Raw genomic sequence first — 26,112 nt, forward strand, 5'->3', positions numbered from 1 at the left:
GTGATGGGAAAGCCGTCGACAGTGGTGTTCTGGGGAGCCGGTGCAACGGCCAATCTGGGCATGCGCATGACCGCGGAGCAGAGCGACTTTATCCTGACACTGGCGGGGGTGGCGGATCTTTCACCGGCCAGCCTAGCTAAGCGGGTGGAAGGTGCGCTCGGCCCAGGTGCTAACGCATTGCAACGCAAGCTCCTGGTCGATCTGCTCACCATTCTAGGTGACGGCGCCGCTTTTGCGGTCCTTCATGACCCGACGGGCAAGCAGCTTGCCGCGATGAAGAGGAACTGGCGGACGGCCGCGAACGACGACGAGTTGCGCGCGCGCGTGCGCGAACTACGGCTCGTCTACGACTGGCCGGCGCTGCAGGACGTGCTCCGGGTCTGCCCAGGTGCTGCAGCCGGCGTTCTGAAGATCAACGACCTTTTCAACATGCTCGACATGCATGTCCCGCTCGGTCACGGCTTCCGTACCGAGCAGGGCGCGTTCCTGGACACTCGTCGTCTCATGGGGGCGAAGGCCGCGCTGAGGATGCTCCTGCACGCGATGTTCTACATCGACTGGCAGAACTGCGTGCGCGACCGCGGTCGCCCGCTAGAGACCTACGAACAATTCGCCGAATGGCTGGGTCGGAGAATGTATCGATCGGAGCCGTCTTTCTCTGGGCGTCTTGACCGTCCCGAGTTCATCCGTAGCGACATCGCCTTCGTTAGCCTAAACTACGACCCCATCGGCCTCTGGACCCAATTTTTCGCAAACCGGAGATTGAATAAAGCCCCGGACGTCGAAAAAGTCGATGGTGCGTCACGATGTATCCAGCTTTATCACGACATGGGCCATTTTATCCCCTCGCGGCGGATCGAACCGGCAGGGCGGCCGGACCTTTGGTATCCGATGAACGAGGCGTCTGCGCAGCGGATCAATGAAATTGACGCCGCCGGGTCGGAGCGGATTAGGTTGAGCAAGTTTCTTTTCCCTCACGGGTGCCTCTGCTGGCGCGAGTGCCCGGACTGCGGCAAGCTGTCGGCATACCACGGAGACGAATGGACCCTGCGATCGCCGTCTCTCCTGCCGCCCCCGCCCCTTCGTCGCTTCGACCGGCGATCGGCTTACCCGGACTTGGCGGCTCTCGACCCTGCAGATCGTGACAAACGTGAGAAGGAGAGCAATCTCTGGAGCGAGGGGGTGGTCGACGCGAGGGCCTGCCTGCACTGCCACACCATTACGACCACGGAACACGCCCAGACCGTGATGCAGAGTTCCTTCAAGCAAACACCGCCGTCATTCATCGACGAGATCCAGCGTGACCTGCGTGCCATCGTCATGCAGGCGGACCACGTCATCCTAATGGGCTACTCCCTCCCGCCGGATGACGTTGCCTACCGCGCCTTCTTCGCCGCGCGCCGTCGTCGAACCGCCGGAGGAACGCCGGTGAGATGCACTGTCGTGGGCTTCGACCGCACGCTGCCGCCGCTCGCTGGCCCCGGTGGCATCGACCCGGACGTGCTTGCCCGGCAGCCCGCGGTCGCCAGTGCGCGCGAGATTTTCGGTGAGGATAACGTGCGTTTCTGCGGAGAGGGCGTGCCGGGATCCTTCTGCGACGCGTCAGGCGTGCTTTCTGGACCCAAGCTCGATGCACTCTTCGAATGGAAGCTGGTGTGATCGGACGCGTTTGGACGCATCCGTCGACAAGATTATCCACAATTCCGACCGGAAGCGTTGCCGTGTGCTCGACACCGTGTCCGTTTTAAGGGCCGACCATCTCGACCCACATCTGGATATGCAGGTCGTCTTCCTCGCTTCGCAACTTCCGACGTTCAATCATCGCGCTTGACCAACCACCGCGATGGCGGAAATCGAGGCTCAGCTGCCGTTCGTGAGGACGAACGCAAACGATGAATCTCGGCAACGCCCGACGTTAGCACCGCAGCGTCCTCCACCATGAATGTGCAAGTCTGGCGGTTAACTGCCCGGCAGTTCCCAATTGAACATTCAGAAGGACCGAACCTTCTCTCTGGCTTGCCGCAGCCTATGAGGCGTAGATAACGCCTAATACAAGGCGAGCATTGGTCATCACGGGTAGGTCTGGTGCCCCTTCCACCTGTTCGGTTGCCAGAACAACGGAAGCTCCAAGTCCGCCAATCGTTTCGAACTGCCGAAGATACGGCAGACTCCTCGACAGCGGTGCGCCGATTCGCTTCAGAATGCTGTCACCTTCTTCCAGCGTGACAGCGACCATCTCGCCTTCCATGCTTTCCAGCTGATCTGGAGTTAGAACCGCTCCCCCGAGGATGATCTGCCCCGGCATGACGCGGGGGACGGCGCTTTCCTCGCGGACGCGATATGCGACCTCCACACGCCCAAGAGCGGGATGTCCTTCGAGGAGAACTGCCTCTTCCCGCCCCGCCGGCGGAGGGACCTGAACGAACAGAGCGCCGACGACGCGATGCAAGTCGAGTTCATGATTCTCGAAAGCCAGCGTTGGGCGACCGCCGCGAGGGTCGATCGCTTCCGCTGCCAGAGAGTATCCCTCGCCGTTGCGCGGACGCAGCAGCCTGCGAGCAAATGCTTGCGTCCCGCGGCGGCCAATAACCAACTCATGATCGGCCGGCGAAGAAGGCGTGGCCTCAACGATCGCGATGGATCCGGCTGGGATTGTGAAGCCCATGGTGTCCCTACGGACGTAAAACAGCGACTTGTCATCAAACCACTCGCTGGAGAGCATCTCCAAGCTGCCATCCTGGCTGCCACCGCTCGGAACGTGCCGGCTAAACGCAGCAATGTCCTGAACGATTGGGACGTTGAACGCTGGTGCGGTAACGACAGTCAGAGGTACGACATTGTCCGGGAGAGCCTCCTGAAGCGGCTCACGCCAACGATAGCGCCGGAATTCCTCGTGGACGCGTTCAACTGCCGAACGCAATCGCTTGAGGTCCGCATCAACGTTTTGCACGTCGATGTAGCTCAAGGCGTTGGCGTCGCGGTGATGCGCTTGGTTGAGCACTCGTCGCGGCTCAGCGCCATCTGCCAAAGCAGGATCATCGCAGAAGCGCGAGAGTACCGGGCTTCTGAAGAGTTCGTTGCTACGAGCGGTGACCAATGAACGGAGGCGTCCCACCAGCGGCATCAATGTCGGCGCGTCAGTGGGAGCCGAAAATGCGGGATAAGCTGGATCGTCGAACAAGTCCCCGAGGCGCGCCTCCAAAAAGATGCGAGCCTGATTAGAATAATCTTGTGCGTGAGCTGCCGAGTCCGGGTTCGAGACGAACTCGTTCCGCTTCCGATCCAAGTCCTCAATAGCCAGAGAAGTTTCGAGGGTGCTACGAGACGCGTGCACCGGATGGACCGCACGATGCTCAACACGATTAGTACCCCGTGCCTCTGCAACGAGAATACGTCCGAAGCTACGGTCATAAGTGGTCGCCAAAACCTGGGCTCCATCAGCCGCCAGTTGGTTTAGGGCACGCGCTAGACGAGCGCGATTGTCGTAGTCGAGGAGATCTTGTGGATCATCCAAGATCATGAGTGACAGGCCGCCATCCGTGCGGAGGACATGTTCCCGGAACGCGAGGTAGAAGCCCATGAGTGACGCTCTCAGAGACGAAGCGTTCGATACATGTTGGGCAGGTGCATGAACGCCATCGCGTCCCACCTGGATTGCAATTGCTCCTTGGGGCGTCATGCCAGTTCGATGCGGTTTGGGCGATAGAGTGGTCGCGTTCTGGTAGATCGCGTTCCGCCAAAATTCCGCTCGATCACGCAAGCGGGCCTGCAAGCCTTCGACCTGCGCGGTGGCAAGATCGCCCACGGGAATGATTTCATCCAGTGCTGCTGCGGCCGTCCCGCAATCTTCGATCGCTTTGAGCTTGCGCTTATGGGCGGTCTGAGCAGTGTTCATTCGCTTCGATAGGTCGATGGCCGCACTAATGGGCGCAACGCCCTTCACGATGGCATCGAGGCGTAACAGCTGAGATCGAAGGCCAGTCGCTTGGCCGTCGCCGCCATCGGCTTTGCCGCGGACCTCCTCAAGCGCCGTAGCAAGTTCTGCGCGGTGGGCTGTCATCCAGTCGACAAACGCCAAAGCTCGGATAAGGCGGTTCAACGTCTTGCTCAGCTTAGCCGCGTGGGCGCCAATTCGGCTCGGCAGAACTCGCTGCGGCGGCTCTGTGAACGAAGGCAGGTCGGCCATCGCCTTGTCCGTTAGCGCTTCCACGTTGGAACGCAGCGAACGAAGGACGCCTGTAAAGCCTTCCGTGCTGAACAGGTCGTCCAACCACGCGGTTCGCAAGATTGCGCCGGGAGATTCGGGCAGGTCCTTCTGCAAATCGCGCCAAAGCGTGTCGGGCAGATCGCGGGCCAGTTTGCCGGTCCAGGCCTCGGCCCATTGCACGACCGTCTTGGAGAGGATTTCGCTGTCCTCAGCAACCTGGCGAAGATGATCGGCAACAAGCCCGCCAGTCTCTGCGTCGACGACGCCCAAAAGGGAATGATGGCAGACCGCACAATGATCATCATGGGGCTTCCCATGCTCGCGCATCCAATCTGTCACGCGTGCGTACAGCTGAGTCCGGCGCTCCAGCACTGGGTTCGCCGAGAGCTCTTCAAGCGTCGCCGCCTCCTTAAACATACGATCGATGAGGGCATCCACCTCTTGGCGAGCGTTGGCTTCTAACTTGAAGGCAACCAGCCTTTCCATCGACGGAAGCTGCGACAACCGGCGCACCTGCTCCAGCGCGGGGGCGATGCATTGCTCCAGGCTCTGCCGCTGCGTTTCCTCCAAGGCGTCAAAAGTATAACCAAGAACGTCTCGAGCATGGGCAAGACCGCTGGCCTTCAGATCCCCAAAATGTTGTCCTAGCGCAACGAACGTAGCCGGCTCATCCGTGATCCCCGGGAGAGCAGTGGCAGGCGCCATTTCCGAAAATTCCGAAATTCGCTGTTCGAGGTCGGTGCGATGCTGCCGATAGTCCGTCTCGATCCGTTCGAGCTCGGTTTGGCGCTCCTTGGTGATGTCACCTGCAATCTTCGTTCTCGCACGCCCAGCGTGCTTCGCCAGGGCCACAAGTTCGGAAAGGCCTGTCAGCTTGGCCACCGCCAGCCCCAACTCCGAGGGGTTCCCCACCTGAAGGTAGGGTAGCAGCCCTGGCATGGTGGTCCCGAGATTGAACGCGACTGGATCGAGGCCAAGATCCGCCGCATTGGGCCCGACCTCTTCCAGCTTGCCGTTCGTCTTTCGTGACTGCGTTCGCCGGATCGGCGGAAGGCGGGTCCCGTCCTGCAGTTCAAAGGTCAACTCAACCCATGTATCCGCTGGGACGGTTTTAGCGGATACCGCAGGCGTCCAGTGCTGAGCACTCGGCAGGGGGGTCACTGCACTGATCTTGTGTTGCGACGCCTCTTCAGTAGCCCCGCGATCAATCTCGCAGTCAAATTCGGCTTCGCCGCTCTCGGGCAAGCGCTGAGGCCGGAGCAGCTTGCCGGTGAGGCACCATATCACCGAATTCATCAAGCTTGTCTTGCCAGACCCGTTCCAGCCTTCGAATACCGTGATGGGACTGTTCGGTTCGAACACGAAATCCGTGCTCGGCTCGTCTGCGGACCCGTAGGCATGGAGCCCTGCGAACCTATGTGCAACGATCTTCGCCAGCCTAAGAACTCGGCGCTCCCGATCGGCGGAAGTGGAAGGTGGCGGCACTTGAGCTGGGGTAGCGTTGATGCTGGTTATGATCGATTCGCAGTCAGGCGTCATCACATTGCCGGCCCACTTGAGGCGCGCGCTGCGATACCAAGCCAGCACACCTCGAGCGGCGGCGCTACCGAGTACCAGCCGATGGCCCTCGTCTGTTGCGATCGGACGTCCGGAAACCAGCTCAGCAAGAAGCAGGTCGGTAGTGAGCAAGTGAAATGCGCGTACGGGCGTTACGCCCGACCAATCGGCTTCCGAATCAGTCAATTACGTTGCCCCCAATCCCTGAGTTAGTGTAACCTTCGACTAATTTCGCGTCATCTGCGAATTTGTTCGAACGTCGTTATAAGCCGTTGTTGCCTGCGATTATCGTCCACTTCCAGTGCTTCAGAGCACGGCGGTGTCGCGGCAGGACACGACAACCGACAAGATCGATGATGCGACCGACTAACGACAGCATCGGGGGCGTTGCCGCCCCGCCAGTTTGCGTGAAGCGAACGGCAGGTCCAGCAAATTCGACCGTTTATACCCTACGACTGAAGGGGGTGATATCGTCGGAAGCCGACCGATAGCTCTCGCCCACAAACGGTCATTCAAAGCGTTTTCGATACCTCCCGCTTTTTGACATTCGGTTAGGTGAACGGCCTGCCGCTGTTCGAAGACTAGCAGTGCTTCGCATTGCGCGCATTTGGTAGGCAGCGGACGTTCCAGTTGACGAGGTTTGAAACGAACAAGCTTGTTCAGCGCCTCCTCGCCAAGGGCGGCAAGACGCCGAGGCGTGCCATTCCTTCGAACTCCGCTCGGATGTCGAACAATTGGGACAAGTTGCAATTCGGGACAGATTCCAAGGGCGGGGCGAAGCAGGCCAGGTAGGTGCGGCCGCGGCGTGTTCAGCTGACGTGTCGCGGCCTACAGCGCAAAGTCTGCCTTCCTGAGCGCCACCGCCGCCTCCTCGCGATTGGCAAGCACGATGTGCTGGCTTCTCGCCGGCAGCTTCTCGGGCTCTCCAAGCAAGTTCAGACGCTTCAGGACGTAGAAGAGCATGGCGTAGCGAACCTTGAGAGTGCTCGACCCGTCCGTCATGCCGTAGTCACGAGCCACGATCGCCTTCTGGTCGCCGCTCAGATCGGGATGCGGGGCGATCCGGACCGCGAAGTGCTCTTGCCATAGATAATCGTCAGCGCCCGGCTTGCCTGCAGCGCCCATGTCTCGCGCACCGATGATCCGGGGAAGGAGGAAGTCCTTGAACCGCTCTGTCAGGTGACAAAAGGCCCTGGCGTGCCAGCGGAACCCGTCGTAGCCGAAAGCATGGATGGTGATGCGACGCCACAAGGGCTCGGGCCTATCCGCACTCATCGACTGGTAGAGGACCTCGATAGAGGCGCTCCGGCGGTAGGCCGAGAGGATGACGCGCAGGCACTCGTCGCTGACCTCGCGTGCCGGCGTAACGACGATGTCGACCTCTGGCTGCTGCCCTATCCACGATTCGGCTGGATCCGTGAGATGTTCTCCGAGCGACCTCAACCTGGTGAGATACTCGTCAGGTCCACCCTTGAGGAATACGGGCCTGAACGCCTCCCCAGCCACGTACCGCTTGAGGTTCTTGTCGTAAACCGCGTTGCCCGGAGCCCTCTCTTGGTAGAGCGTGAGGTCCTTGGACGCCTGCGGCTCGGAGACCTGGAAGGTCGACTTGATGTCCGAACGGCGCACACCCCCGTCCCACGAGAGCCGGAACTCGATGAATTCGAGGCGCCGCTCGACCGACCAGTTGATCTTTGCCTCGTCGCCGCTCATCACATTTCCCCAGATGCTAATTAAAAGTGTATGGACATATAAAATGTACCCTACTATTTAGTAGATCCATCAGCGAGTCGTGTCAAACGCTTCGACGTTCCGGAAGACCTCGCTCCCGGAGACGGAGGAGTGTGTCGGCAACACCCGCCTCAGGGATGCGAAAGGAGGTCCACGATGCCGCTCAGCAACACACAGCTGCGCTACTACGACAGCAACATCCTCCGCCTGCCGGCGGATAAGCGGAAGGAATACCACGCACAGGTCGATCGACTAATCGAGAACCTTTGCCGGAACGTCCGAGACAAGACGAAGATCAAGATCACGAAGGTCGTGAAGGCCGGCTCCTTCGCCAAGTTCACCATTCTGCGCAAGACGGCCGACAGCCCCGTGGACGTCGACGTGGTGTTCTACATCTCTGGTAAGGAAGCGAGCGCCGAGACCCTGGATGATCTAAGCACGCTCATCTACGACCTGCTGATAGAGCAGTATCCAAACAAGTCGGTCGAGGACTTCCAGATCCAGCGGAAGGCCGCCACCGTTACCTTCGTCGGCTCGGGTCTCAGTGTCGACATCGTGCCCGTCATCGAGGATGCAAACCGGCCGGGATACGGCTGGCAGTACGACATCCACGACGGCTCGAAGGTCCAAACCTGCGCGCCCTGCCAGATCAAGTTCGTGCGCGACCGCAAGAACGTGGACGGCGACTTCCGGACTCTCGTTCGGCTCGCCAAGAAATGGCGCAACTACGCCGAGGTCAAGCCACTTAAGTCCTTCGCCATCGAGCTGATCATGGCGTATCTGCTCGACACGCGCAGCAAGGACGGCAGTATCGAGCAGCGCTTCCGCGACTTCCTCCTTTACATCGCGCAGTCCGGCCTCAAGGAGGTCATCACCTTCCCCGAGAACGTTGGGCCGATCCCAACCTTCCGCCATCCGGTCGTGATCATCGACCCGGTTTCGAACGCCAACAACGTGGCCAGCCGCATCTCCGAGGTGGAGCGCAAGGAGATCGTCGCAGCGGCGAACGATGCCTGGGAGGCGGCCAACTTCGCCTCCGCCGAGGACGACCACGCGGTCTGGAAGGAGCTTTTTGGCTCGCAATTCAAGACGGAGGAAGGGTGATGAGCATTGGCACCGCCACCCGCACGGCGACCTACACGACGGTTGATGTTGAGAACGTCGTGCGCCGCGTCCGGGCCGATCTCGCCATGATTGCGGACAGCACCGGCGCATGGACGCCGCAGAAGGCGGCCGACTACGCTCACGACATAGAGCTGCTCGCGAAGAAGGGTTACCTCGCCTGGGTCGATGTGACGCTTCTCAGTGGCGGCACGGAGATCAAGGCGGTCCGCTTCGACGTTGACACCGACGCGGGTTCCATGACGACCTCGCGACCGGGAGGCGTCCTGTGGCCGAAGGTCGCGTTCGCGCACCTGCGGATCGTGATCAGCCACACCAGCGCCTACAACGCCGACGCGGAGCGCGAGATGACGGGCAAGTTACGCGTCGGGTGGACGACGACCTTCGACGACACGAGCCACTCCTCGCTGTCGGGAGGGAGCGGGCGCAACTACACCAGCAACGCCTACGGCATGAAGCGCAAGGACTGGACCAACTAATGTCCCAGAACACCATCTTCGACGCCGAGATCGTCGTTCCCGATGCCGAGATCTCCGCCCGCGCCAAGACGCTCGTCGGCTTTGAAGCCCGCTATGCGCGGGTGCACGACCAGCTTCGTCTCCTGCTCAACGTGGACGCGGTGGCCGATTGGAACCGCCGTCAGCACCGCGGAGAATTGGCCATCGCCGGCCACATCGCGGACCAGTACCCGCTCGTCATCTTCCACGGCGACGTCGGAACCGGGAAGACGGCGATGGCCGAAGCCATTGCAAACCAGCTAATGAGCGAGGCCAAGACGGAGGACTCGATGCTCTTCCGCCTCTCGAACCGCGTGCGCGGCTCCGGTCTGGTCGGTGAGATGGGATCGCTCCTGTCCGAGGCGTTCGCGCGCGTCATCGCGGCGGTCGGCAAGAACCGCCGGGCGGTCCTGATCATCGACGAGGGCGACAGCATCGCCGCATCCCGGGCGCAGGACCACAGCCACCACGAGGACAAGGTTGCGGTCAACACCCTGATCCAGCACATCGACGACCTGCGTCGCTTCAAGGGCCGGGTCGCGGTGATCCTGTGCACCAACCGCCTCAGCGTCGTCGACGCCGCGCTGCTCCGACGCGCCGCCGTGATCGACGAATTCCGGCGGCCCACGGACGAGGAGCGCCTCCAGCTGCTGAACAAGGACCTCGCAGGGCTCGACCTCAGCGCGGCGCAGATCGCCGACCTGGTCAAGGTCACCGGACCGCTCCACGGACGCTTGGGCTGGACCTTCTCCGATTTCCGCACGCGCTTCTACCCCGCAGCCGTCGCCAAGGCGTTTCCCGACCGGCCGCTCACCTACCGCCACCTGCTCGAGACAGCTCAGCAGATGGGCGGTTCGCGCGTGATGGAGGATCGCTGATGCCCCGCTCCCCCCTCTTCGGACGACGAATCCACATCTCCGGGAGCATCGCCGACGATCCGGCCATCGCCACACCCGAGTCCGTCGCCGTCGCCCGACAGCTCGTAAGCGGGCTGGTCAGGTCGCTGATGAAGCTCGGCGCGAACTTCGTCGTGCCCGTTGACGCCGAGCCGAAACGCGATGACGGCCTCGAGCGGTGCTTTGACTGGCTCGTCTGGCAGACGATCAAAGACTCCCTGGCGCTGCGGCCCGCTAACGCGCCCGGCCCCCTCGCGGTCGCGGTGCAGCACCACAAGAGCGAGGACCAGATCCCGGCAGAGCACGTCGCCCTCTGGGACGAGATGCGGGCGTCGCCGCTCGTCCGGATCGAGAACGCGGCGCAATGGAACATGAACAGCAAGCGGATGGAGGCGCAGGCGCGCTACGGAGACGTCCTCGTCACCCTCGGCGGGACGGAAGGCGTCCTCTACCTCGCCAACCTCTACCACGCGGCGGGCAAGCCGGTGGTCCCGCTCGACCTCCCGATTACCGGGGAGCACGACGGTAGCCGCAAGCTCTATGCGTTTGGGATGGCGAGCGGCAACACCCGGCGGCTGTTTCAGATCGCGGATGGCGGGAACGCCCACGCGTGGATCAACCGTATCCGCTTCCCCGCAAGGCGGACGGTCGATGAGCGCGTCTCCACTATCGTCGACCTGCTGGAGGCACTGGAGCGGCCCGCGGCGTTCGCCGTCCGGCTGCTGGCGGAGGACCATGACGAGTTCGCAGCGGTCCAGACGTTCTTCGACACCGTGGTCCAGCCCGTCATGGAGAACGAGTTCGGGTACCGGCTCAACGTGATCGACGGTCGGCAGGCATACGACCATGCCCGCATCGATCAGGAAATCTTTGCCAAGCTCCACCGTTCGACCGTCGTCGTCGCCGACATCACCGGATCGCGTCCAAATTGCTTCCTCGAACTCGGCTACGCGCTCGGCCGGTGTCTCCCGACGATCGTGACTGCACGGGCCGAGTCCTCGACGCCGTTCGACATTACCACGGTTGCAGGTTTGCACTGGAAGACCGACGGCACGGCGGAGGACAGGCGCCGGGCGTTCCGAGAACACTGGAACGCCGTCCGGAACCGGCCGCCCCTCGTGAATGTGGAAGGACTAATCCCGTGACGAACGACAAGCGCGAGGTCTTCATCTCGGTGGACGTGGAGACCGCCGGTCCTATCCCAGGCGAGTTCAGCATGCTCAGCATCGGCGCCTGCCTTGTGGAGGATCCGGCCGTTACCTTCGAGTGCCAGCTCAAGCCGATAAACGACAACGCTGACCAAGCCGCTCTCGAGGTGACTGGGCTGTCGCTGGAGCGACTAAGTGAGACGGGGCTGGAGCCCCGAGCCGCGATGACCAGCTTTGGCGCGTGGGTCCGAGAAGCCGTGGACGGGGCGACGCCCGTGTTCGTCGGCTTCAACGCGCCTTTCGACTGGTCGTTCATAAACTACTATTTCCACCGGTTCACAGGCCACAATCCGTTCGGCTTCACGGCGCTTGACATCAAGGCTCTCTGGATGGGCGTTTCAGGCGGCAGCTGGGCGGACACTCGTTCGAGCCGCATCGCGGAGGAGGTCAAACCCAAGCTCCAGGGCGACCACGACGCCCTTCACGATGCGAAATATCAGGCCGAATTATTCCGGCTAACGCTGGCAATGCGTGGGCGTCATCATGAAGTCGGCTAGCCGACCTAATCTCAACGATCGGCTTCGCCGTGGCACACCAGCGGTGGCCGCATTTTTGCTGTTCCACATCTCCTAACCGTGTCACATGCCTTGAACCAAATCGCTTCCTCGTTAGCAACGGCATCGGTATCCCGAAGCCGGAGCCGTGTGCGCGGCGAGAACGATGAGGAGCGCATTGAGCACATGGCCGCAGGACACGGCAACTTCTCAGCGCTGAGCGAGCGCTGGCCTGCACTGGCTGCCGCTGGCGCATTCGCCGATTGGCACGCGATCTCGCAGCCTATCGTTGCGGCCGTTCAGCTGCGCCTGTTCGTCGAACATCTCGTCAAACAACTCTATCGTGAGTGGCAGCTTCCGCTGCCGGGGACAGGATCGACACTTTTCGATTTGATGAAAGCCGATCTGTTTGCCCGGGCGCTTCCGGAGCCGGCGATCGCCCGACTTCACGCTTTGCGCCGACTCGGCAACGACGCAGCACATGGTGGCGAGCCGACGCCCGAACAGGTTCATCGGGCAGTACAGCAAGCGCATGACATCGCGCGGCTGGTGCTGGTGCTCGTCGACCATGTGCCTGCAGACAGGATTCCCGCCTATGATCCGGCGCTGGCACAATCAACCAAGCCTGCATCAGCGACTGTTCCCACATCGCCTGCGATGCACTCCTCGCCTCCGGCAGCTGACGCTGTGGCGCGTGCAGCACAATCCGTTGATCTCGATGAGGCCGCTACGCGCAGGGAGTTGGTCGACGCGTTGCTGTTGGAAGCCGGTTGGAAAGGCGCCAGTATCGGCCGCGAAGTCCACACCGGCCATGAGCGTGCTGACTATGTGCTGTGGGATGAAGATGCCCGTCCGCTTGCTGTAATCGAGGCCAAGCGTACTGCGCGCGATCCACTGGCGGGGGCCGAGCAGGCACGGCGGTATGCTGATGCATTGGAGGAAACACACGGACAAAGGCCCGTCATCTTCCTCACGAACGGGTACGAGCTCTGGATCTGGAACGATGCGCGCAATGCGGCGGGCCAGTCCGAAGCGATGCGCCAGGTCTGGGGCTTCTATGCCCGCGGCAGCCTGCGTTCCTTGATCGCACGGCGGACCGAAGCGCGACGGATCACCACGCAGCCGATGCCCGCCTCCGTGCATGCGCGCGCGTATCAGCAGGAGGCGGTGGCGCGCGTGTCCGAACGGTTCGACGCAGGGCACCGCCGCGCGCTGGTCGTCCAGGCGACTGGCACGGGCAAGACGCGGGTCGCGGTGGCGCTCACCGAGCGGATGCTCGCCGCAGGCCAGGCCAAGCGCGTGCTGTTCCTGTGCGACCGGCGCGAGCTGCGCAGACAGGCGCGCGATGCGTTTGCCTCGCTGTTGCCGGCCGAGCCTTTGCGAGTGGTCGATGCACGCCTGCCGGCCAACCCGCCCGAACGGGTGTTCTTCGCCACCTATCAGGGCATGTACGACCTTTATCGTGCCTATGATCCGGGCTTCTTCGACCTGATCATCGCCGACGAGTCGCATCGCAGCCTCTACAACGTCTATCGCGAGCTGATCGACTGGTTCGACGCGCGCACCGTGGGACTGACTGCGACGCCACTCGCCGCGCTGGCGCGCAACACCTTCGAGATGTTCGGCTGCGAGAACGGACGCCCGACCTTCAGCTATCCGCTCGACGAGGCGATCAATGCCCGGTGGCTGGTTCCCTACGAGATTTGGGAAGCCTCGACCCGCTTCTCGCGCGAGGGGCTGCGCGAGGACATCCTCACTGCCGAGCAGGTGCGCCGGCTTGAGGAGCAGGGCGTCGACGTTCAGAGCCTCGATTACAGCTCGGACGAGCTCGACCGGGCGGTGTTCAACAAGGACACGAACCGCCAGGTGCTGCGCACCCTAGCCGAGCACGGCATCCGGGACGCCGAGGGCGCACAGCTCGGCAAGACCATTGTCTTCGCCCGGTCGCAGCGCCATGCCGAGCTGCTGCTGCGGCTTTGGCTGGAGATGTTTCCGCAATATGGCGACGCCGCGCGTGTCATCACCAGCAGCACCGAGCGCACCGACGAGCTGCTCGATCAGTTCAAGGATCCTGCCGGTCCGCTGCGCGTCGCGATCTCGGTCGACATGCTCGATACCGGGGTCGACGTGCCCGAGATAGTCAACCTCGTCTTCGCGAGGCCGGTGCGCTCGTTCGTCAAGTTCCACCAGATGATCGGGCGTGGCACCCGCCTCGCGCCCGGGCTGTTCGGGCCGGGCAAGGACAAGACGCATTTCCGCATTTTCGATCACTGGGCCAATTTCGAGCGGTTCGACCAGGCCGCGCCGGCCGCCATCCCGGATCCGTCGATCCCGCTCCTCACCCGGCTGTTCCTGGCTCGAGTCGAGCTCCTCCAGGCCGCGTGCGCCGCGAACGACGCGGGCGCACAGCGCATCGCCCGCGCGCTGATCGCCGCAGACATTGCCGATCTCGACGAGCGTAGCCTGCCCGTCCGCGCCCGGTTGCGCGCCAAGCATCAGGCGCAGGACCCCGCGCTGTTCGACCGGTTGTCGCGCGAGGACGTGGCGCTGCTGCGCGAGGACGTGGCGCCGCTGATGCAATGGCGCGCGTTGCCCGATCCCGCTGCGGCGCGGTTCGACCTTCAGATCGCCGCCACCCAGCGCACGCGCCTCGCCGGCGGATCGGGCGCAGCCGACCTCGAGACCGCGGTCCGGGAGCGGCTGGGCGAGTTGCCCGGCAACCTCGCCCAGGTGCAGGCGCAGGCGCCGCTGATCGCCGAGGCCGCGACAATCGGTTGGTGGCAGGCGGCCGATGCAGACGCGATCGAGACGCTGCGCCGGTCGGTGCGCGGGCTGATGCATCTCGCCCGGCCGTCGACCCCCGGCCCCGGCCCCCGCGTCTACGATGTGGCCGAGGACGCGGCGGGGCTGCGCCTCGCCCGCCGCGCGTCCGGTGTGAGCGCAGTGGACATGCGCCGCTACGAGGCGGAGGTGAACGAGGAGCTGCGCCACCTGTTCGAGACCGATCCCGCGCTGAAGCGCCTGCGCGCGGGCGAGCCGGTGGACGCCGCCGACATCGACCGACTGGTCAAGCTTGCGCTGCTCGGCCGCCCCGACATTGAGATGGCCGTGCTGACCGAATTCTACGGCGAGGCGGACGGCCTGCGCGCGTTCCTGCGCCAGGCGGTCGGCGTTGATCCGGAGGCGCTGCGCGGGCGCTTTGCCGCCTTTGCCGCGGCGCACCCACCGTTGACGGGGACGCAGCGCCGCTTCCTGCAACTGCTCGAAGGGCAGATCGTGCGCCACGGCGTGATCGGCGTGCCGGCGCTCTACGAGCCTCCGTTCACTACCATCGACCAGGGCGGGCTGGATGCGATCTTCCCCGACGAGACCGCGGATGCGATCATCGCGCTGATCCGGCCCTTCGCCCCCTTCACCCCCTTCACCCAGGACAACCTGCAATGACCCCTGCGCTGCGCAGCAACATCGACCGGCTGTGGACCGATTTCTGGACGGGGGGCATCACCAACCCCCTGACGGTGATCGAGCAGATCACCTATCTCATCTTCCTGCGGCTGATGGATGCGGCCGAGACGCGCGACGAGGCGATCGAGCGGCGCACCGGGCGTGGTTTCACCCCGCGTTTCGGCCTCGACGCCCAGGCGATCCGCTGGCGCACGCTACGCGAGCTGGGGTCGAGCGAGGAGCTGGTGCGCCGCCTGCGCGACGAGGCGTTTCCCCACCTGCGCACGCTCGGCCGATCGATGGCCGACGCGCAGTTTATGATCCCCAAGCCCAGCCTCGCCAAGACCGCGGTCGAACTGATCGACGCCCTTCCCCTGACCGGCGGCGACGACAAGGGCGACATCTACGAATATCTGCTCGGCAAGCTGGCGACCGCGGGGATCAACGGCCAGTTCCGTACCCCGCGCCACATCATCCGCTTCATGGCGGACGTGCTCGACATCGGTCCCGACGACCGAGTGGCCGACCCCGCGTGCGGCACCGGCGGCTTCCTAGTCGCCGCCCTCGAGCGGGTGCTTGCCACGCACAGCAGCGTGGGCAGTGATTACCCGACCGGCGACCTCCTGAGCCCCGAGCAATGGGCACACCTGTCGGGCGATTTCGCCACCGGCTTCGATTTCGACGTCACCATGCTGCGCATCGCGGAGATGAACCTGCGTCTCCACGGGCTGGAGCGCCCCCGCATCCGCTATCAGGATGCACTGTCGGCGGGGTTCGTGCGCGGCGACAATGCCGCGCTGGCGTCCGACGCGTTCACCGCGATCCTCGCCAACCCGCCGTTCAAGGGCAGCCTCGACGCCGCCGACGTCTCGCCGGACCTCAACCGCACGGTGAAGACGCGCAAAACCGAGCTGCTGTTCGTCGCGCTGATCCTGCGCATGCTGCGCGCCGGCGGGCGATCGGCGACGATCGTGCCCGACGGGGTGCTGTTTGGTTCGTCGGGGGCGCACCGCGCCTTGCGCGAACATCTGGTCGAGCGGCACCAACTCGACGGGGTGATCTCGCTGCCGGCAGGTGTGTTCAAGCCCTATGCCGGCGTATCCACCGCGATCCTGCTCTTCACCAAGGGCGGGGAAACGCGCGACGTGTTCTTCTACGACGTCACGCGCGATGGCTTCAGCCTCGACGACAAGCGCACCCGGCTGGCGGACGACCAGAACGACCTGCCCGCCGCGCTCGCGGCATGGTGCGCGCGCGGCAGCACCGACCTGTCGGACCGCACCGCACCCGCTTTCACCGTGCCCGCGGCCGAACTGCGCACCGCCGGCTACGACCTCTCGGTCGGTCGTTGGCGCGAGCGTACCCATGAGGAGGCGGTGCACGAGGCCCCCGCCGCGATCCTCGCACGCATGAAGGACCGCCTGCGCGCCGACCTGGCGGAAATGGACGCGCTGGCGGAGATGCTAGCGTGAGCGTAACGACCGCGAAAATCGGGGAGGTCGCGCGGCAGGTCCGCGGCGTGACTTATGCGGGTGGTGAAGCCATCCAGGAGCCGCGGGACGGCTACCTTCCACTCATGCGCGCGAACAACATTACCGAGCATGGTCTGTCCACTGCGAACGTCGTCTTTGTTCCTAAGATCCGAGTTTCACCCGCGCAAATGCTGAGATCCGGCGACATTCTGGTTGCGACGTCCAGCGGCAGCTTGAGCGTCGTCGGAAAGGCAGCGCGAGTCAAAGCCGACGAGCAGGCGACCTTTGGTGCTTTTTGTAAGGTCGTGCGTCCAGGTGAGCGGGTCGACCCCGGTTATCTCTCCCACTTCTTTCAAACGGATCACTATCGCCGCCGCGTGTCAGCGCTCGCAGCTGGAGCGAACATTAATAATCTTCGCAATGAGCACATTGATGACCTCGAGCTAGCGCTATTGCCCCTGGCGGACCAGCGCCGGATTGCGGCGATCCTGGACAAGGCGGACGCGATCCGCGCCCGGCGTCGCGTCGGGCTAGCTGACGCCGACGCGCTCGCCCGCGCGACGTTCCTTAACTTGTTCGGCGATCCCGTAAGCAACCCCATGGCATGGCCCGAGATGCGTCTCGACGAGATTGCGGACGTGCGATCGGGCATAACCAAAGGTCGCAAGCCGAGCAGCGCGCCGGCGCGTCCCGTCCCGTATATGCGAGTGGCGAATGTGCAAGACAGTCATCTCGATCTGTCCGAAATCAAGACCATCGATGCTACGGAGGCCGAAATTGCGCGGTTCGCTTTGCAAGCAGGCGACATTCTGCTTACTGAAGGCGGCGATCCCGATAAGTTGGGACGGGGCGCAGTCTGGGCTGGTGAGCTCGCCGAATGCATTCATCAGAACCATATATTCATGGTGCGGGTGCGGGATGCGGCCGCGATGCCGCCAGCGTTTCTCAGCGCACTTATCGGCAGTGCTCGCGGCAAACGTTACTTCCTGAAGAACGCGAAACAGACGACCGGGATCGCCTCGATCAATCGGACGCAACTCGCCGCTTTCCCGGCGCTTGTGCCTGATCCCGACGTGCTGACTCGCTGGGCGGTCGCAAATCGCGGTGTTGAACGGGCGCGATCCGGGTTGATCACCGCCCTCGCCGATGCCGACGCGCTGTACGCGTCGCTCGCGACGCGCGCGTTTCGGGGGGAGCTGTAGATGGCCAGGCTGACCGGAATCTCCTTGCGCAACTTCAAGGCGGTGGGCGACGCGCCCGTGCGGCTCGATCTCGCGCCCGTCACGCTGCTCTACGGCCCCAACGGCGCGGGCAAGTCGAGCATCATCCACGCGCTCCATTATGCGCGCGAGGTGCTGGAGCGCGGAAATCTCGACCCCGATCGCACGCTGACGGGTGGCGCGCTCGACCTCGGCGGCTGGCGAGCGCTGATCCACCAGCGCGACCTGTCGCGCGACATGGTTCTGGGCTTCGAGCTCGACGTCAGCGACCTTGGTACCGAATTCGAGGTCGCTTACGACGACATGGGTCCTGCGGTAGACCCCGATCGCCTTCAAGCCACAGAGTTCGCCGATCGCGCAGCGGTCGAGCTGACCATCCGGTGGAGCCAGACGCGAAGAGCGCCCTATGTCGCGCGTCTGGCGGTTGCAGCCGCGCAGCAGCCCTTCGCCGCCTTGGAAGCGACCCCGGACGGACGAAGCGTTGAACTGGTCGACGTCAATCTTGATCACTCGCTCTTCAACGATCCCGACTGGACGATCGAGTCCGAGCGGAAGGTCCTGTCTGAAGGGCCATGGGACGAACCCGGCCCCTGGAACGGGTTCGCGGAGAAGAGCGCTCCTGACGGCAGGATCGACTCGGTCTTGTTCACGGTCCGCACGGAAGAGGGTGTAGTCGAACGACTGGGTGTGCTCGGCACCGTCGACGCTCTGCCGTCTCGCGAAGGCTTCAGCCTCGATTGGAACGATCACCCGGTATCGCCGCCCGACAGTTTCCCGCGCGAGATGCCGCGCAAGTACCGCGGCGAAATGGCGGATGGCAATTCGCGATATGTCTACAGCGAGGAGATGGGGCGGGGCGAGCAACAAGCGGTTGGCGTTTACCTCAACGCCGTGATCGCTGGCAGCGTCAATGCACTGCGCGATGCGCTGGCCGACATGGTCCCGATCGGGCCGCTGCGGGAATTGCCTCCGCGCGGCTTCGTCGCCCAGCGGACCCCGGATCCGGCGCGGTGGGCGAGCGGGCTCGCCGCGTGGGACCGGCTGGCGACGCTCGACGACGAGACGATCGCGGATGTGGACGCCTGGATGGCGGGCCCCGACCGGCTCGATTCGGGGTTCGGGGTGCGGGTCGAGCGGTTCCGCCGGGTCGTCGCGGCAAGCGACTTTGCCGAGCTGATGGCGCGCGGCCTGTCGCCGCTCGACCTCGCCGACCTCGCGCGCCTGTGGGAGGAGATCCCCGAGGACCGGCGGGTCACGCTACGCGATGTCGCGCGGCGGATCGACGTCGAGCCCGCGGAGGTCGGAATCGGCGTCTCGCAGCTGCTGCCGGTGGTAGTTGCCGCGCTCGATCACCGGGCACGGCTGGTGGTGGTCGAACAGCCCGAACTGCACGTCCACCCCCGCCTCCAGACCGGGCTCGGCGATCTCTTCGCCGCAGGCGCGGCGCCGCTTGGGGAACAGCCCGCTCTTTTCGACGACATGCCCTCGCTCGCCATCCCCAACGACCGCACCTTTCTGATCGAGACGCATAGCGAGCATCTCGCGCTGAGGCTCCTGCGCCGCATCCGCGAGGCCAACGAGGGTGCGGCTCGGCCCGACGATCCCGTCGTCACGCCCGCGATGCTGAGCATCAACTACGCAATGCCGGGCAAGGATGGACTCAGGCTGCTCCGTCTACGAGTCGACGAAACCGGTGAATTCCTGGATCGTTGGCCCGAAGGCTTCTTCGCCGAGCGACGGGCAGAATTGTTTTGATGATGTGGGGAGAGTTTGCGGTAGAGCCGGACGCAATTGCGAGCAGCTTTGAGCGCTTTGCTGGACTGATTGACCGCTTCGGTGTGGATCAGGGGAGGCTCATCTCAGATTTCGCTACGGGCAGTTGGTCGAGAGCGGTACTCGAGGCGGCGGACGCTTCAGATTTTGGCGAGCTTGGAATGGCTTCCGCTCTCGAGAGACTGCGTGAACTCCGGGATGCAAGGGGTATCGTGAAAGCTGGACGCGTATACCAGGATCTGCCGGGTGGCTGGTTGGCTAACGCAGCGGCCGAAGATGCCCGGCAGCCCTTTCATGCGGTGATATCAGAAGCGGGCGGATCCGGCTGCGTTGGCGATTGTGCTGCCATCAACGCCCGTAGCGACCGTGCCCCATTTAAAGTTGATGGCTTCGCCGACGTGCCCCGTCTGGCACCCGATATTGCACGGGCCGCGGCACCGCTTCTGCGCTTCGCGCGGGTCGTTCATTTGGTGGACCCGCATGTCAGCTTTACGCAAGGGCCGATGCGAACTGGAGATTGGGTCCGACCGCTAGCTGCGCTGATCAGGGGTTGTCAGCCTAATAGTGCGGTCACTATTCATTTGCTCCAGCGACCGGACAAACCTGATACCGGCACATTCATCGCGGCAGCCCGTCAGCATCTGAGGCCGTCTTTGACACAGGGCGCTACGGTTCATTTGAAACGTTGGGAAGAGCGCGTAGCCGGCCAACAGTTCCACGATCGCGCGGTGTTGACCGACATGGGCGGCATGACTTTTGGCAACGGTCTCGATGAAGGTCCGCAAGGCTCGACGGTCCACATCCAACGGCTTGATGCAACTGGTTGGGCGAGGCTGTTGACGAAGTTCAATCCCGCGACCTCGCCGTATCAACTGGCTGACGATCTTGTCCTATAGCTTCTCTAATCTTGAGCCCATGCTCGAGACTTGTCGGGCTGCAGAAACGTCGACGGTTCATCGAGGCTGGTTTGAAAGCTTAATGAACGGCTGGAGGAGCGGCGCCAGCGCTTCAAAGCGGCCGTTCCCCTTCCCAACACCGGGCTTCCGCTTTTCGTTCTCACTGCGCCCCAATCAGGTTGATCCGATTGCCAAGATGACGGAACGCGCGGTCACGGCAGGTCAGTAGAATAACCTGCATTCGTGTTGCGGCGTCGGTCAGGATCTCGGTCATCAGATCTAAGCGGGTATCGTCCGAATAGACGAGCGGGTCGTCTAGGATCAGCGACACCGGCACACCTTGCTCGAGTAGCATGTCAGCGAAAGCTAGCCGAGTGAGCACCGCCAGCTGCTCCTGCGTTCCTCGCGAGAGATCGCCGCAAATCTCGCCCAGACCACCGCGCGTAATCGACGTCAGGCCCAGATCATCACCAAAACTCGGATCGCAGCCTGGCAGGAGCCGTTCGATATGCCGACGTGCGCGCCGCGCAACCGGCCCGACGAACGTCCGTGAAGTCTCTGCTCGCGCACCTTCCAAGGTGTCGCGAAGCAGCTTCAGCGTTTCCGCCTCCTGCGCCACGCGCGCCAGGTTGGCGGCCGCAGCATCCGCTTCTTCTCGCGCAGTCGCGGCGCGGTCTGCCAGTCCCTTGCCGCCTTCCACCTCAATCCGCGCCTCGAGCCCTGCGACTACCTTCTCCAGATCGATCCGCTGCGTACGGGCGACCTCGACACGTTTGTCCAACACACCGATCTGGCGCTCGATTGCCGCCACATCATGCGCCGTCGCAGCACGTTCGGCGTCCTGCAGACTAATTAGCGCTGCCGCTTCCCGCTGACGCGCCTCCAGCAGAGCCTCATCCAGGCGATCTACCTCAGGCTTAGCCTGCAGAGCAGCGAGCTGCGCTACGGCGTTGGCAGCATCACGCTCGACGCCAGCCACCTGGACCATCAGCGGCGCATTGCGCGCTTCCAACTCGCGCAGTTGCGCTGACGCCGCTTCATCGACACCCTCCGCCCTTGCAAGCACCGAGTCCGCCTCTACCGCGATTACGGTCAATGCGTTGACGTCCGGTACCTCCTCGCTGCCCTCCCCTTCCGTGCTATCCAGCAATTCGGCCCTGAAGGCCTTCAGGGCCGAAGCACCGGCGTCGAGACCAAGCAACGGCACGGCCGGCGTGATCCCTATGATCCGCGCTTCGAGCGTGCGAACGTTGGCGACAGCATCACGCGCGACCTCGTTACGTGACCGCGCGTCGGCCACACTCGTAACCCCGTGGTCAGCCAAGGCGGCGTTCAGATCATCGCGGGCGTTGGCGAGCGCCGTTTCCGCACTTTGCAGCTCTGCTGGCGGTCGGATGATTAACTCAGCCGCGCCGAACCGGATACGCGTCTCACGCGATAGCGTCCGATCACCGAGCTCGGCCGGTACCCCGTCGATCCGAACGCCGCTGACATCGCCCGCGAACTCGACCCGGGTCGCACTAGCCTCGACTGCCGCGCGCGCTTTGTCGACGGCACGTTCGCGTTCCTCCAACGCCTTGATGACGCTGGGCGGGATCACGGTCGTACCAAGCTTGCGCGCTGCCTCCAGTTCGCGCTCGAGGGGAAGCAGTTCGGCGTGCCTTTGGCGTACCCGGACGATCTCGACGTGACGTGCTCGTGCGGCAACCAACTTGGTGGCACCCTCGAGCGCCGCGTGCGCCTTGCGCCGGTTGTCGCGGGCGGTGGCTAACCGATCACGCGCCGTGCCCGCTTGCTCACGCGTGCTCGTCAATTCCTCTTCCAGGCCGGACCGTTTCTCACGCGCCTTGCCAAGCGCTGCGGCTGTGTCACTGACAGCCTTCTGAGCATCGGCGAGACGCGCGGTGAGATCCTCCAGTCCCCTTACCTGATCAGCAAGGCGGCCTTGCTCGGCCAGCCTAGTATCGCGCAACTGCGCAGCGGACCGCGCCACGTCGATCTGACCAACCAGAACCTTTCGCCGATCTGCGTCCGTCGTATCAGCAAGATCGCGGTCCAACACCTTCAGCCTGGCCCGAGCTGCCTCGAGATCGGAGAAGCCCTGTTCAAGGGTGGCAAGCCGGGTGGCCGCCTCGGTCGCGGCGCTCTCGGCAGCGTCATGCTCGGTACGTGCTGTCGTCTGACGACCGCTAGGCCGGCCGGTGGTGGTCCAATAGTCTGCGAACTGGCTGTCAATCCGGGGCCGGACACGCTGGTAGGCTGCGCCGCCCATGATCGTGCCAACCTCCGCCTCCAGCGTCGCGCGCACGCTGTCGCGGACGATGTCACCCGGAGCCGTGACTTCGAGCGCCTGGGCCTGCCCTACCCAAAGCAGCCCCAGCGCGCCGTGTGCGGCCGCGTCGCCGGCCTGGCTCGTGTCACGCCGCGCGCCGAGCAATGCCTGCAGCTGGGCTTCGGCATCTTCGCCTTGTGCCCGGCCGTTCGGGCCCCGCACCTCGACCGACGCACCTTTCAGGAAGCGCTTGTTGACCTGCCACTCCTCGCCTCTCGCCTCGAAGCCGATTCCAATCTGCGGGGCGACCGCCTCGCCGTGCGGCGCATAGCTCCGCGCCAGGCGGTTGGCTGTGTTGTGCCGAATGAAGAAGGCTGCTCGCATGGCCTCAAGCAGCGTCGACTTGCCGGTCTCGTTCGGCTCGATAATGACGTTCAGTCCGTCGGTCAGCCCGTCAAGAACGAACGGGTCACGGAACTTGCGGAAATTGGACAGCGCGATGCGCCGGATCTTGAGGCTCATGCTGCGTCCTGTCCGCGCTGATATTCCACGAACAGGCGCTCGAGCGCACGCTTGGCCGTAACGCCCTCGTTACCCCCGACCTCGATCATGCTCATCAGTTTTGCTGCAGCGGTTCCGATCATACCCTCCACCTGAAGATCTGCCAGATCCTGCTCGCTCGGCCGACCGACCAGATCATCTGCCGCAACCGCCAGATGACGCAGACGATGACGCAGGTCATTGTCGAGCCTGCCAAGGATCGCAATCCGGTCGGAGAGGCTGACGATCCCGGCCAGCGACAGCTGCAGGAGCGTCGCCGACGGTTCGATCGGGCCAAGCAGCCGATCGCACTCGGCTACGAAGCCGTCCGCGTCCGGGATCGTCCACTCCCGCATCAGCCATTGGAACCTGCCCGTCCGGATCGGCAACACGACGGGCTCCGCGCCTGGCTCAAGCGCCACGAGCAGGACATATCCAGGTTCGTCTCGCTGGAAGCGGTCTGTTTCCGGGGTACCCGAGTACCAGGTACGCGCGTCGACCCGCAGCGCTCCATGCCAGTCGCCGAGCGCCAGATAGTCCAGGTTGGAACGCTGGGCCCGATCGGGAGCAATCTGGTTTTGCGCCTCGCCACGCGACGAGAAATCACGGATCGAACCATGGGCCAAGCCAATGCGAAGCGTCGCGCCCGGCGTCTCCATCGTGTCGAACAAGGCCGTCGGGTCATCCAAATTGTGCCGGTGGGTCAGCGGTGCTGGCAGAAGCCATTGTCCAGGTTCAAGTTCGCATTGTCCGGGCTCGGTGACGATGCGGATGTTCGTCGCCCCCTTTGCGCGGACGCGGTCCCAAAGGCCGCTGTTGCGCGCAAAGTCGTGATTACCAGGGAGCAGCCACCATGTGCAGGCATATCGCTGCATCCGGGACACCGCCTGCACGATGACACGATCTTCTGGACCCTCGGTATCGAACACGTCGCCGGCGACCAGGACATGCGCAGCGTCATGCTCGGCCGCGGCCCTGCCGATCGCGTCGATCGCATCGAAGCGCGCCTCGCTGAGCGCCGCACGGACATCACTGTCGAATCGGCCGTACGGCTTACCTAGCTGCCAGTCTGCGGTGTGGATTAAGCGTAGCATAGAGCCTTCTTGGTAACGTCTGGCCCACGTGTCGAACGCTGCCGCCACTCTGCCGTTCTGCTGGCAGGCATCATTTTGATCACGTTCTTGTTCAGGACGCTAAGCCCGCTGCACCAACTGCTCGATGGTGTCTGGTTCGGCTTTGATCAGCGACAACAGGACTCGCGCCGGCGCATCTGGCTGGCTGCGGCTTTGCTCCCAGTCCCGCACTGTACCCAGTGGGAGATGGTAGGCGCGGGCAAACTGATCCTGTGTCTTGCCCGTACGTTTGCGGATCGCAGCCACGTCGATGGGCGCTGCTACTCTTGCGTGACCCGTTTCCCCGTTGGCATGGGCAATAGCATCACTGAGGCCGGCTGCGATCTTGTCGAAGGCACTCTTCATTTTTTCCTCCTAAGGCTGTCGGTCAGCGTCTTGGTGAAAGCGGCAAGGGCATTTCCCTCACCCTTGGTGAGGTTGGCCTTTTCGTTTTTTTCCGAAGACGGTCAGCAGGAACGTCGGCACATCGATGCCCGCATAATAGGTGATGACCCGGTATCCACCGGATTTGCCACCACCCGGCCGCGCCACCCGTAACTTACGGGCCCCGCCACACCCCGGCATGATCTCACCGGCTTCCGGATTGGCAGCGATCAGGTCGACCACCATCTGCTGCTCCTCGGCACTCATGCCAACGTCCTTCGCCGCCGTAAGGTAGGCATTGGTTTCGATGACCGACTGCATGCCGATACATGTACGGGTTACCCGTAGTTAGTCAAGCGCATACCGTTTGACTGAGAAGCACCAGAAGCGGCTGGTTGGTCCCCTACCCCACAGCCTTAACGAACGTCCGCTTACGCCGATCGCTGCCCGAAAACGGACGGGCCGCTTTCCACCAGTTTTACCGTAAATGCGGACGGTCCGCATGCACCGTGATGGCGCCGTTCACTCTTTGAAGTTGGGCGCTCCTGCCGCTTTGAGATCCGCTGCCAGAACGCGGTGCGGTTCTCCATTAGAGAAGCTTCTTCCGCCTGCAGATAGCGGGCATTTTGGCCGAATGACTTCCGCCAACCGGTCGTAAATGCCCCTGCCGCCCCCTCGACAGTTATGATAGAAAGCCACATGCTCAAGACAAGAATGAAGCGGGTCGCCGATCGCGGCGATCACGCCGTGCGGCGCCTTGCCCAGATCGAAGCCTCGATCGCGGACCTTTCCAACGAGGATCTGCTCGATTTAGCCGATATTTTCAAAGCCGAGCCCCGCTCACCAATTGGGGATATGGCATTCGTAGAAATGGCGCGGAGGGATCTCAGCCTTTAGAGGCAGGTCGGGAACGAATTAGCAGGATCATGGGGCTACCAAGCAGCATCGGCTGCCCCAAAGATCTCCCGCAATTTTTGCATGATCATCAACGGAGCGACGACATAGCGATGGTAGCGATTGGTACCCGGATCAATGAGATAGGCACTCTGGTCCGCGATGGCGGAGCCTTCTATCTTCGCCGCGATGTCGGTGGCCGCTACGAGCTGGAATTGAATCGAACCCCCGTAGATATGGTAGAGAAGCGCGTCCGGCTTATCGGCACATTGGTTGGCCCGGATCTGGTGAACGCTGACGGCGTTGCGCCAGCTTAGGTGGCCGGACATTTATCCCGTTCAGTCGTCAGCTACTGGCCGCGTTTCTGATTCAACCTGACTCATTGGCGTTGCG

At 63.4% G+C, this 26,112-nt stretch carries 19 protein-coding genes and 1 pseudogene; 14 read left to right on the plus strand and 6 right to left on the minus strand.

All coding sequences use genetic code 11. The features are described 5' to 3' along the window. Nucleotides 1-3 precede the first annotated feature (3 nt). The gene (locus IFS44_RS16340; RefSeq protein WP_192099247.1) at nucleotides 4-1,659 is read left to right on the plus strand and encodes a hypothetical protein; all 1,656 of its coding nucleotides are present in this window, start codon (nucleotides 4-6) and stop codon (nucleotides 1,657-1,659) included. 367 nt (nucleotides 1,660-2,026) lie between these two features. Here the strand turns inward: IFS44_RS16340 and IFS44_RS16345 are convergent, their stop codons facing one another. Together IFS44_RS16345 and IFS44_RS16350 are read right to left on the minus strand one after the other, a co-directional pair. Beyond that, nucleotides 2,027-5,950, minus strand: a complete 3,924-nt coding sequence (locus IFS44_RS16345) for an ATP-binding protein (protein WP_192099248.1) — start codon at nucleotides 5,948-5,950, stop codon at nucleotides 2,027-2,029. 642 nt (nucleotides 5,951-6,592) lie between these two features. Then, complete coding sequence (locus IFS44_RS16350; RefSeq protein WP_192099249.1) at nucleotides 6,593-7,477, minus strand: WYL domain-containing protein; 885 nt, start codon at nucleotides 7,475-7,477, stop codon at nucleotides 6,593-6,595. A gap of 174 nt (nucleotides 7,478-7,651) precedes the next feature. On the opposite strand from IFS44_RS16350, the gene IFS44_RS16355 reads away from it, so the two are divergent. From IFS44_RS16355 to IFS44_RS16400, 11 genes and pseudogenes are all read left to right on the plus strand, one after another. Then, entirely contained in the window at nucleotides 7,652-8,599 is a 948-nt protein-coding gene (locus IFS44_RS16355; protein WP_192099250.1) for a CBASS oligonucleotide cyclase, read from the plus strand. Continuing rightward, nucleotides 8,599-9,096, plus strand: coding sequence for an HORMA-1 domain-containing protein (locus tag IFS44_RS16360; RefSeq protein ID WP_192099251.1), 498 nt, complete (start codon nucleotides 8,599-8,601; stop codon nucleotides 9,094-9,096). The genes IFS44_RS16355 and IFS44_RS16360 overlap by 1 nt, the downstream gene beginning before the upstream one ends. Next, complete coding sequence (locus IFS44_RS16365) at nucleotides 9,096-9,992, plus strand: ATP-binding protein (RefSeq protein ID WP_192099252.1); 897 nt, start codon at nucleotides 9,096-9,098, stop codon at nucleotides 9,990-9,992. Before IFS44_RS16360 ends, IFS44_RS16365 begins: the two co-directional genes overlap by 1 nt. Beyond that, nucleotides 9,992-11,155 carry a hypothetical protein gene (locus tag IFS44_RS16370; RefSeq protein ID WP_192099253.1) on the plus strand — a complete coding sequence of 388 codons (1,164 nt, stop codon included), beginning with the start codon at nucleotides 9,992-9,994 and terminating at the stop codon, nucleotides 11,153-11,155. Before IFS44_RS16365 ends, IFS44_RS16370 begins: the two co-directional genes overlap by 1 nt. Further along, entirely contained in the window at nucleotides 11,152-11,715 is a 564-nt protein-coding gene (locus IFS44_RS16375) for an exonuclease domain-containing protein (RefSeq protein ID WP_192099254.1), read from the plus strand. Before IFS44_RS16370 ends, IFS44_RS16375 begins: the two co-directional genes overlap by 4 nt. 183 nt (nucleotides 11,716-11,898) lie before the next feature. Further along, a pseudogene (locus IFS44_RS22945) lies at nucleotides 11,899-12,174 on the plus strand (hypothetical protein); the annotation flags it as partial. A 225-nt stretch (nucleotides 12,175-12,399) separates the two neighbouring features. Then, nucleotides 12,400-15,156 carry a type I restriction endonuclease subunit R gene (locus tag IFS44_RS16380; RefSeq protein ID WP_342366455.1) on the plus strand — a complete coding sequence of 919 codons (2,757 nt, stop codon included), beginning with the start codon at nucleotides 12,400-12,402 and terminating at the stop codon, nucleotides 15,154-15,156. Further along, complete coding sequence (locus tag IFS44_RS16385; RefSeq protein WP_192099256.1) at nucleotides 15,153-16,628, plus strand: type I restriction-modification system subunit M; 1,476 nt, start codon at nucleotides 15,153-15,155, stop codon at nucleotides 16,626-16,628. The genes IFS44_RS16380 and IFS44_RS16385 overlap by 4 nt, the downstream gene beginning before the upstream one ends. Then, the gene (locus IFS44_RS16390) at nucleotides 16,625-17,830 is read left to right on the plus strand and encodes a restriction endonuclease subunit S (protein ID WP_192099257.1); all 1,206 of its coding nucleotides are present in this window, start codon (nucleotides 16,625-16,627) and stop codon (nucleotides 17,828-17,830) included. The genes IFS44_RS16385 and IFS44_RS16390 overlap by 4 nt, the downstream gene beginning before the upstream one ends. Further along, entirely contained in the window at nucleotides 17,831-19,603 is a 1,773-nt protein-coding gene (locus tag IFS44_RS16395; RefSeq protein ID WP_192099258.1) for an AAA family ATPase, read from the plus strand. It abuts the gene before it with no gap. Then, entirely contained in the window at nucleotides 19,603-20,517 is a 915-nt protein-coding gene (locus tag IFS44_RS16400) for a hypothetical protein (RefSeq protein WP_192099259.1), read from the plus strand. The genes IFS44_RS16395 and IFS44_RS16400 overlap by 1 nt, the downstream gene beginning before the upstream one ends. Nucleotides 20,518-20,677: 160 nt before the next feature. Here the strand turns inward: IFS44_RS16400 and IFS44_RS16405 are convergent, their stop codons facing one another. From IFS44_RS16405 to IFS44_RS16420, 4 genes are all read right to left on the minus strand, one after another. Continuing rightward, nucleotides 20,678-23,311: an AAA family ATPase gene (locus IFS44_RS16405; RefSeq protein ID WP_192099260.1), complete on the minus strand. Its 2,634-nt coding sequence runs from the start codon at nucleotides 23,309-23,311 to the stop codon at nucleotides 20,678-20,680. Continuing rightward, nucleotides 23,308-24,423 carry a metallophosphoesterase family protein gene (locus IFS44_RS16410; RefSeq protein WP_192099285.1) on the minus strand — a complete coding sequence of 372 codons (1,116 nt, stop codon included), beginning with the start codon at nucleotides 24,421-24,423 and terminating at the stop codon, nucleotides 23,308-23,310. Before IFS44_RS16410 ends, IFS44_RS16405 begins: the two co-directional genes overlap by 4 nt. A gap of 99 nt (nucleotides 24,424-24,522) precedes the next feature. Continuing rightward, nucleotides 24,523-24,807, minus strand: coding sequence for a helix-turn-helix domain-containing protein (locus IFS44_RS16415; RefSeq protein ID WP_056485555.1), 285 nt, complete (start codon nucleotides 24,805-24,807; stop codon nucleotides 24,523-24,525). A 57-nt stretch (nucleotides 24,808-24,864) separates the two neighbouring features. After that, nucleotides 24,865-25,146: a type II toxin-antitoxin system RelE/ParE family toxin gene (locus IFS44_RS16420; protein WP_244650374.1), complete on the minus strand. Its 282-nt coding sequence runs from the start codon at nucleotides 25,144-25,146 to the stop codon at nucleotides 24,865-24,867. Between the two features lie 393 nt (nucleotides 25,147-25,539). On the opposite strand from IFS44_RS16420, the gene IFS44_RS16425 reads away from it, so the two are divergent. Continuing rightward, complete coding sequence (locus IFS44_RS16425; protein ID WP_244650375.1) at nucleotides 25,540-25,722, plus strand: hypothetical protein; 183 nt, start codon at nucleotides 25,540-25,542, stop codon at nucleotides 25,720-25,722. A 110-nt stretch (nucleotides 25,723-25,832) separates the two neighbouring features. After that, nucleotides 25,833-26,036 (plus strand): DUF5818 domain-containing protein, encoded by a 204-nt coding sequence (locus IFS44_RS22315; protein WP_244650376.1) that lies wholly within the window; start codon nucleotides 25,833-25,835, stop codon nucleotides 26,034-26,036. Nucleotides 26,037-26,112: the final 76 nt, after the last annotated feature.

The organism is Sphingomonas sp. CFBP 13706 (genome assembly GCF_014842355.1).
GTDB lineage: Bacteria > Pseudomonadota > Alphaproteobacteria > Sphingomonadales > Sphingomonadaceae > Sphingomonas > Sphingomonas aerolata.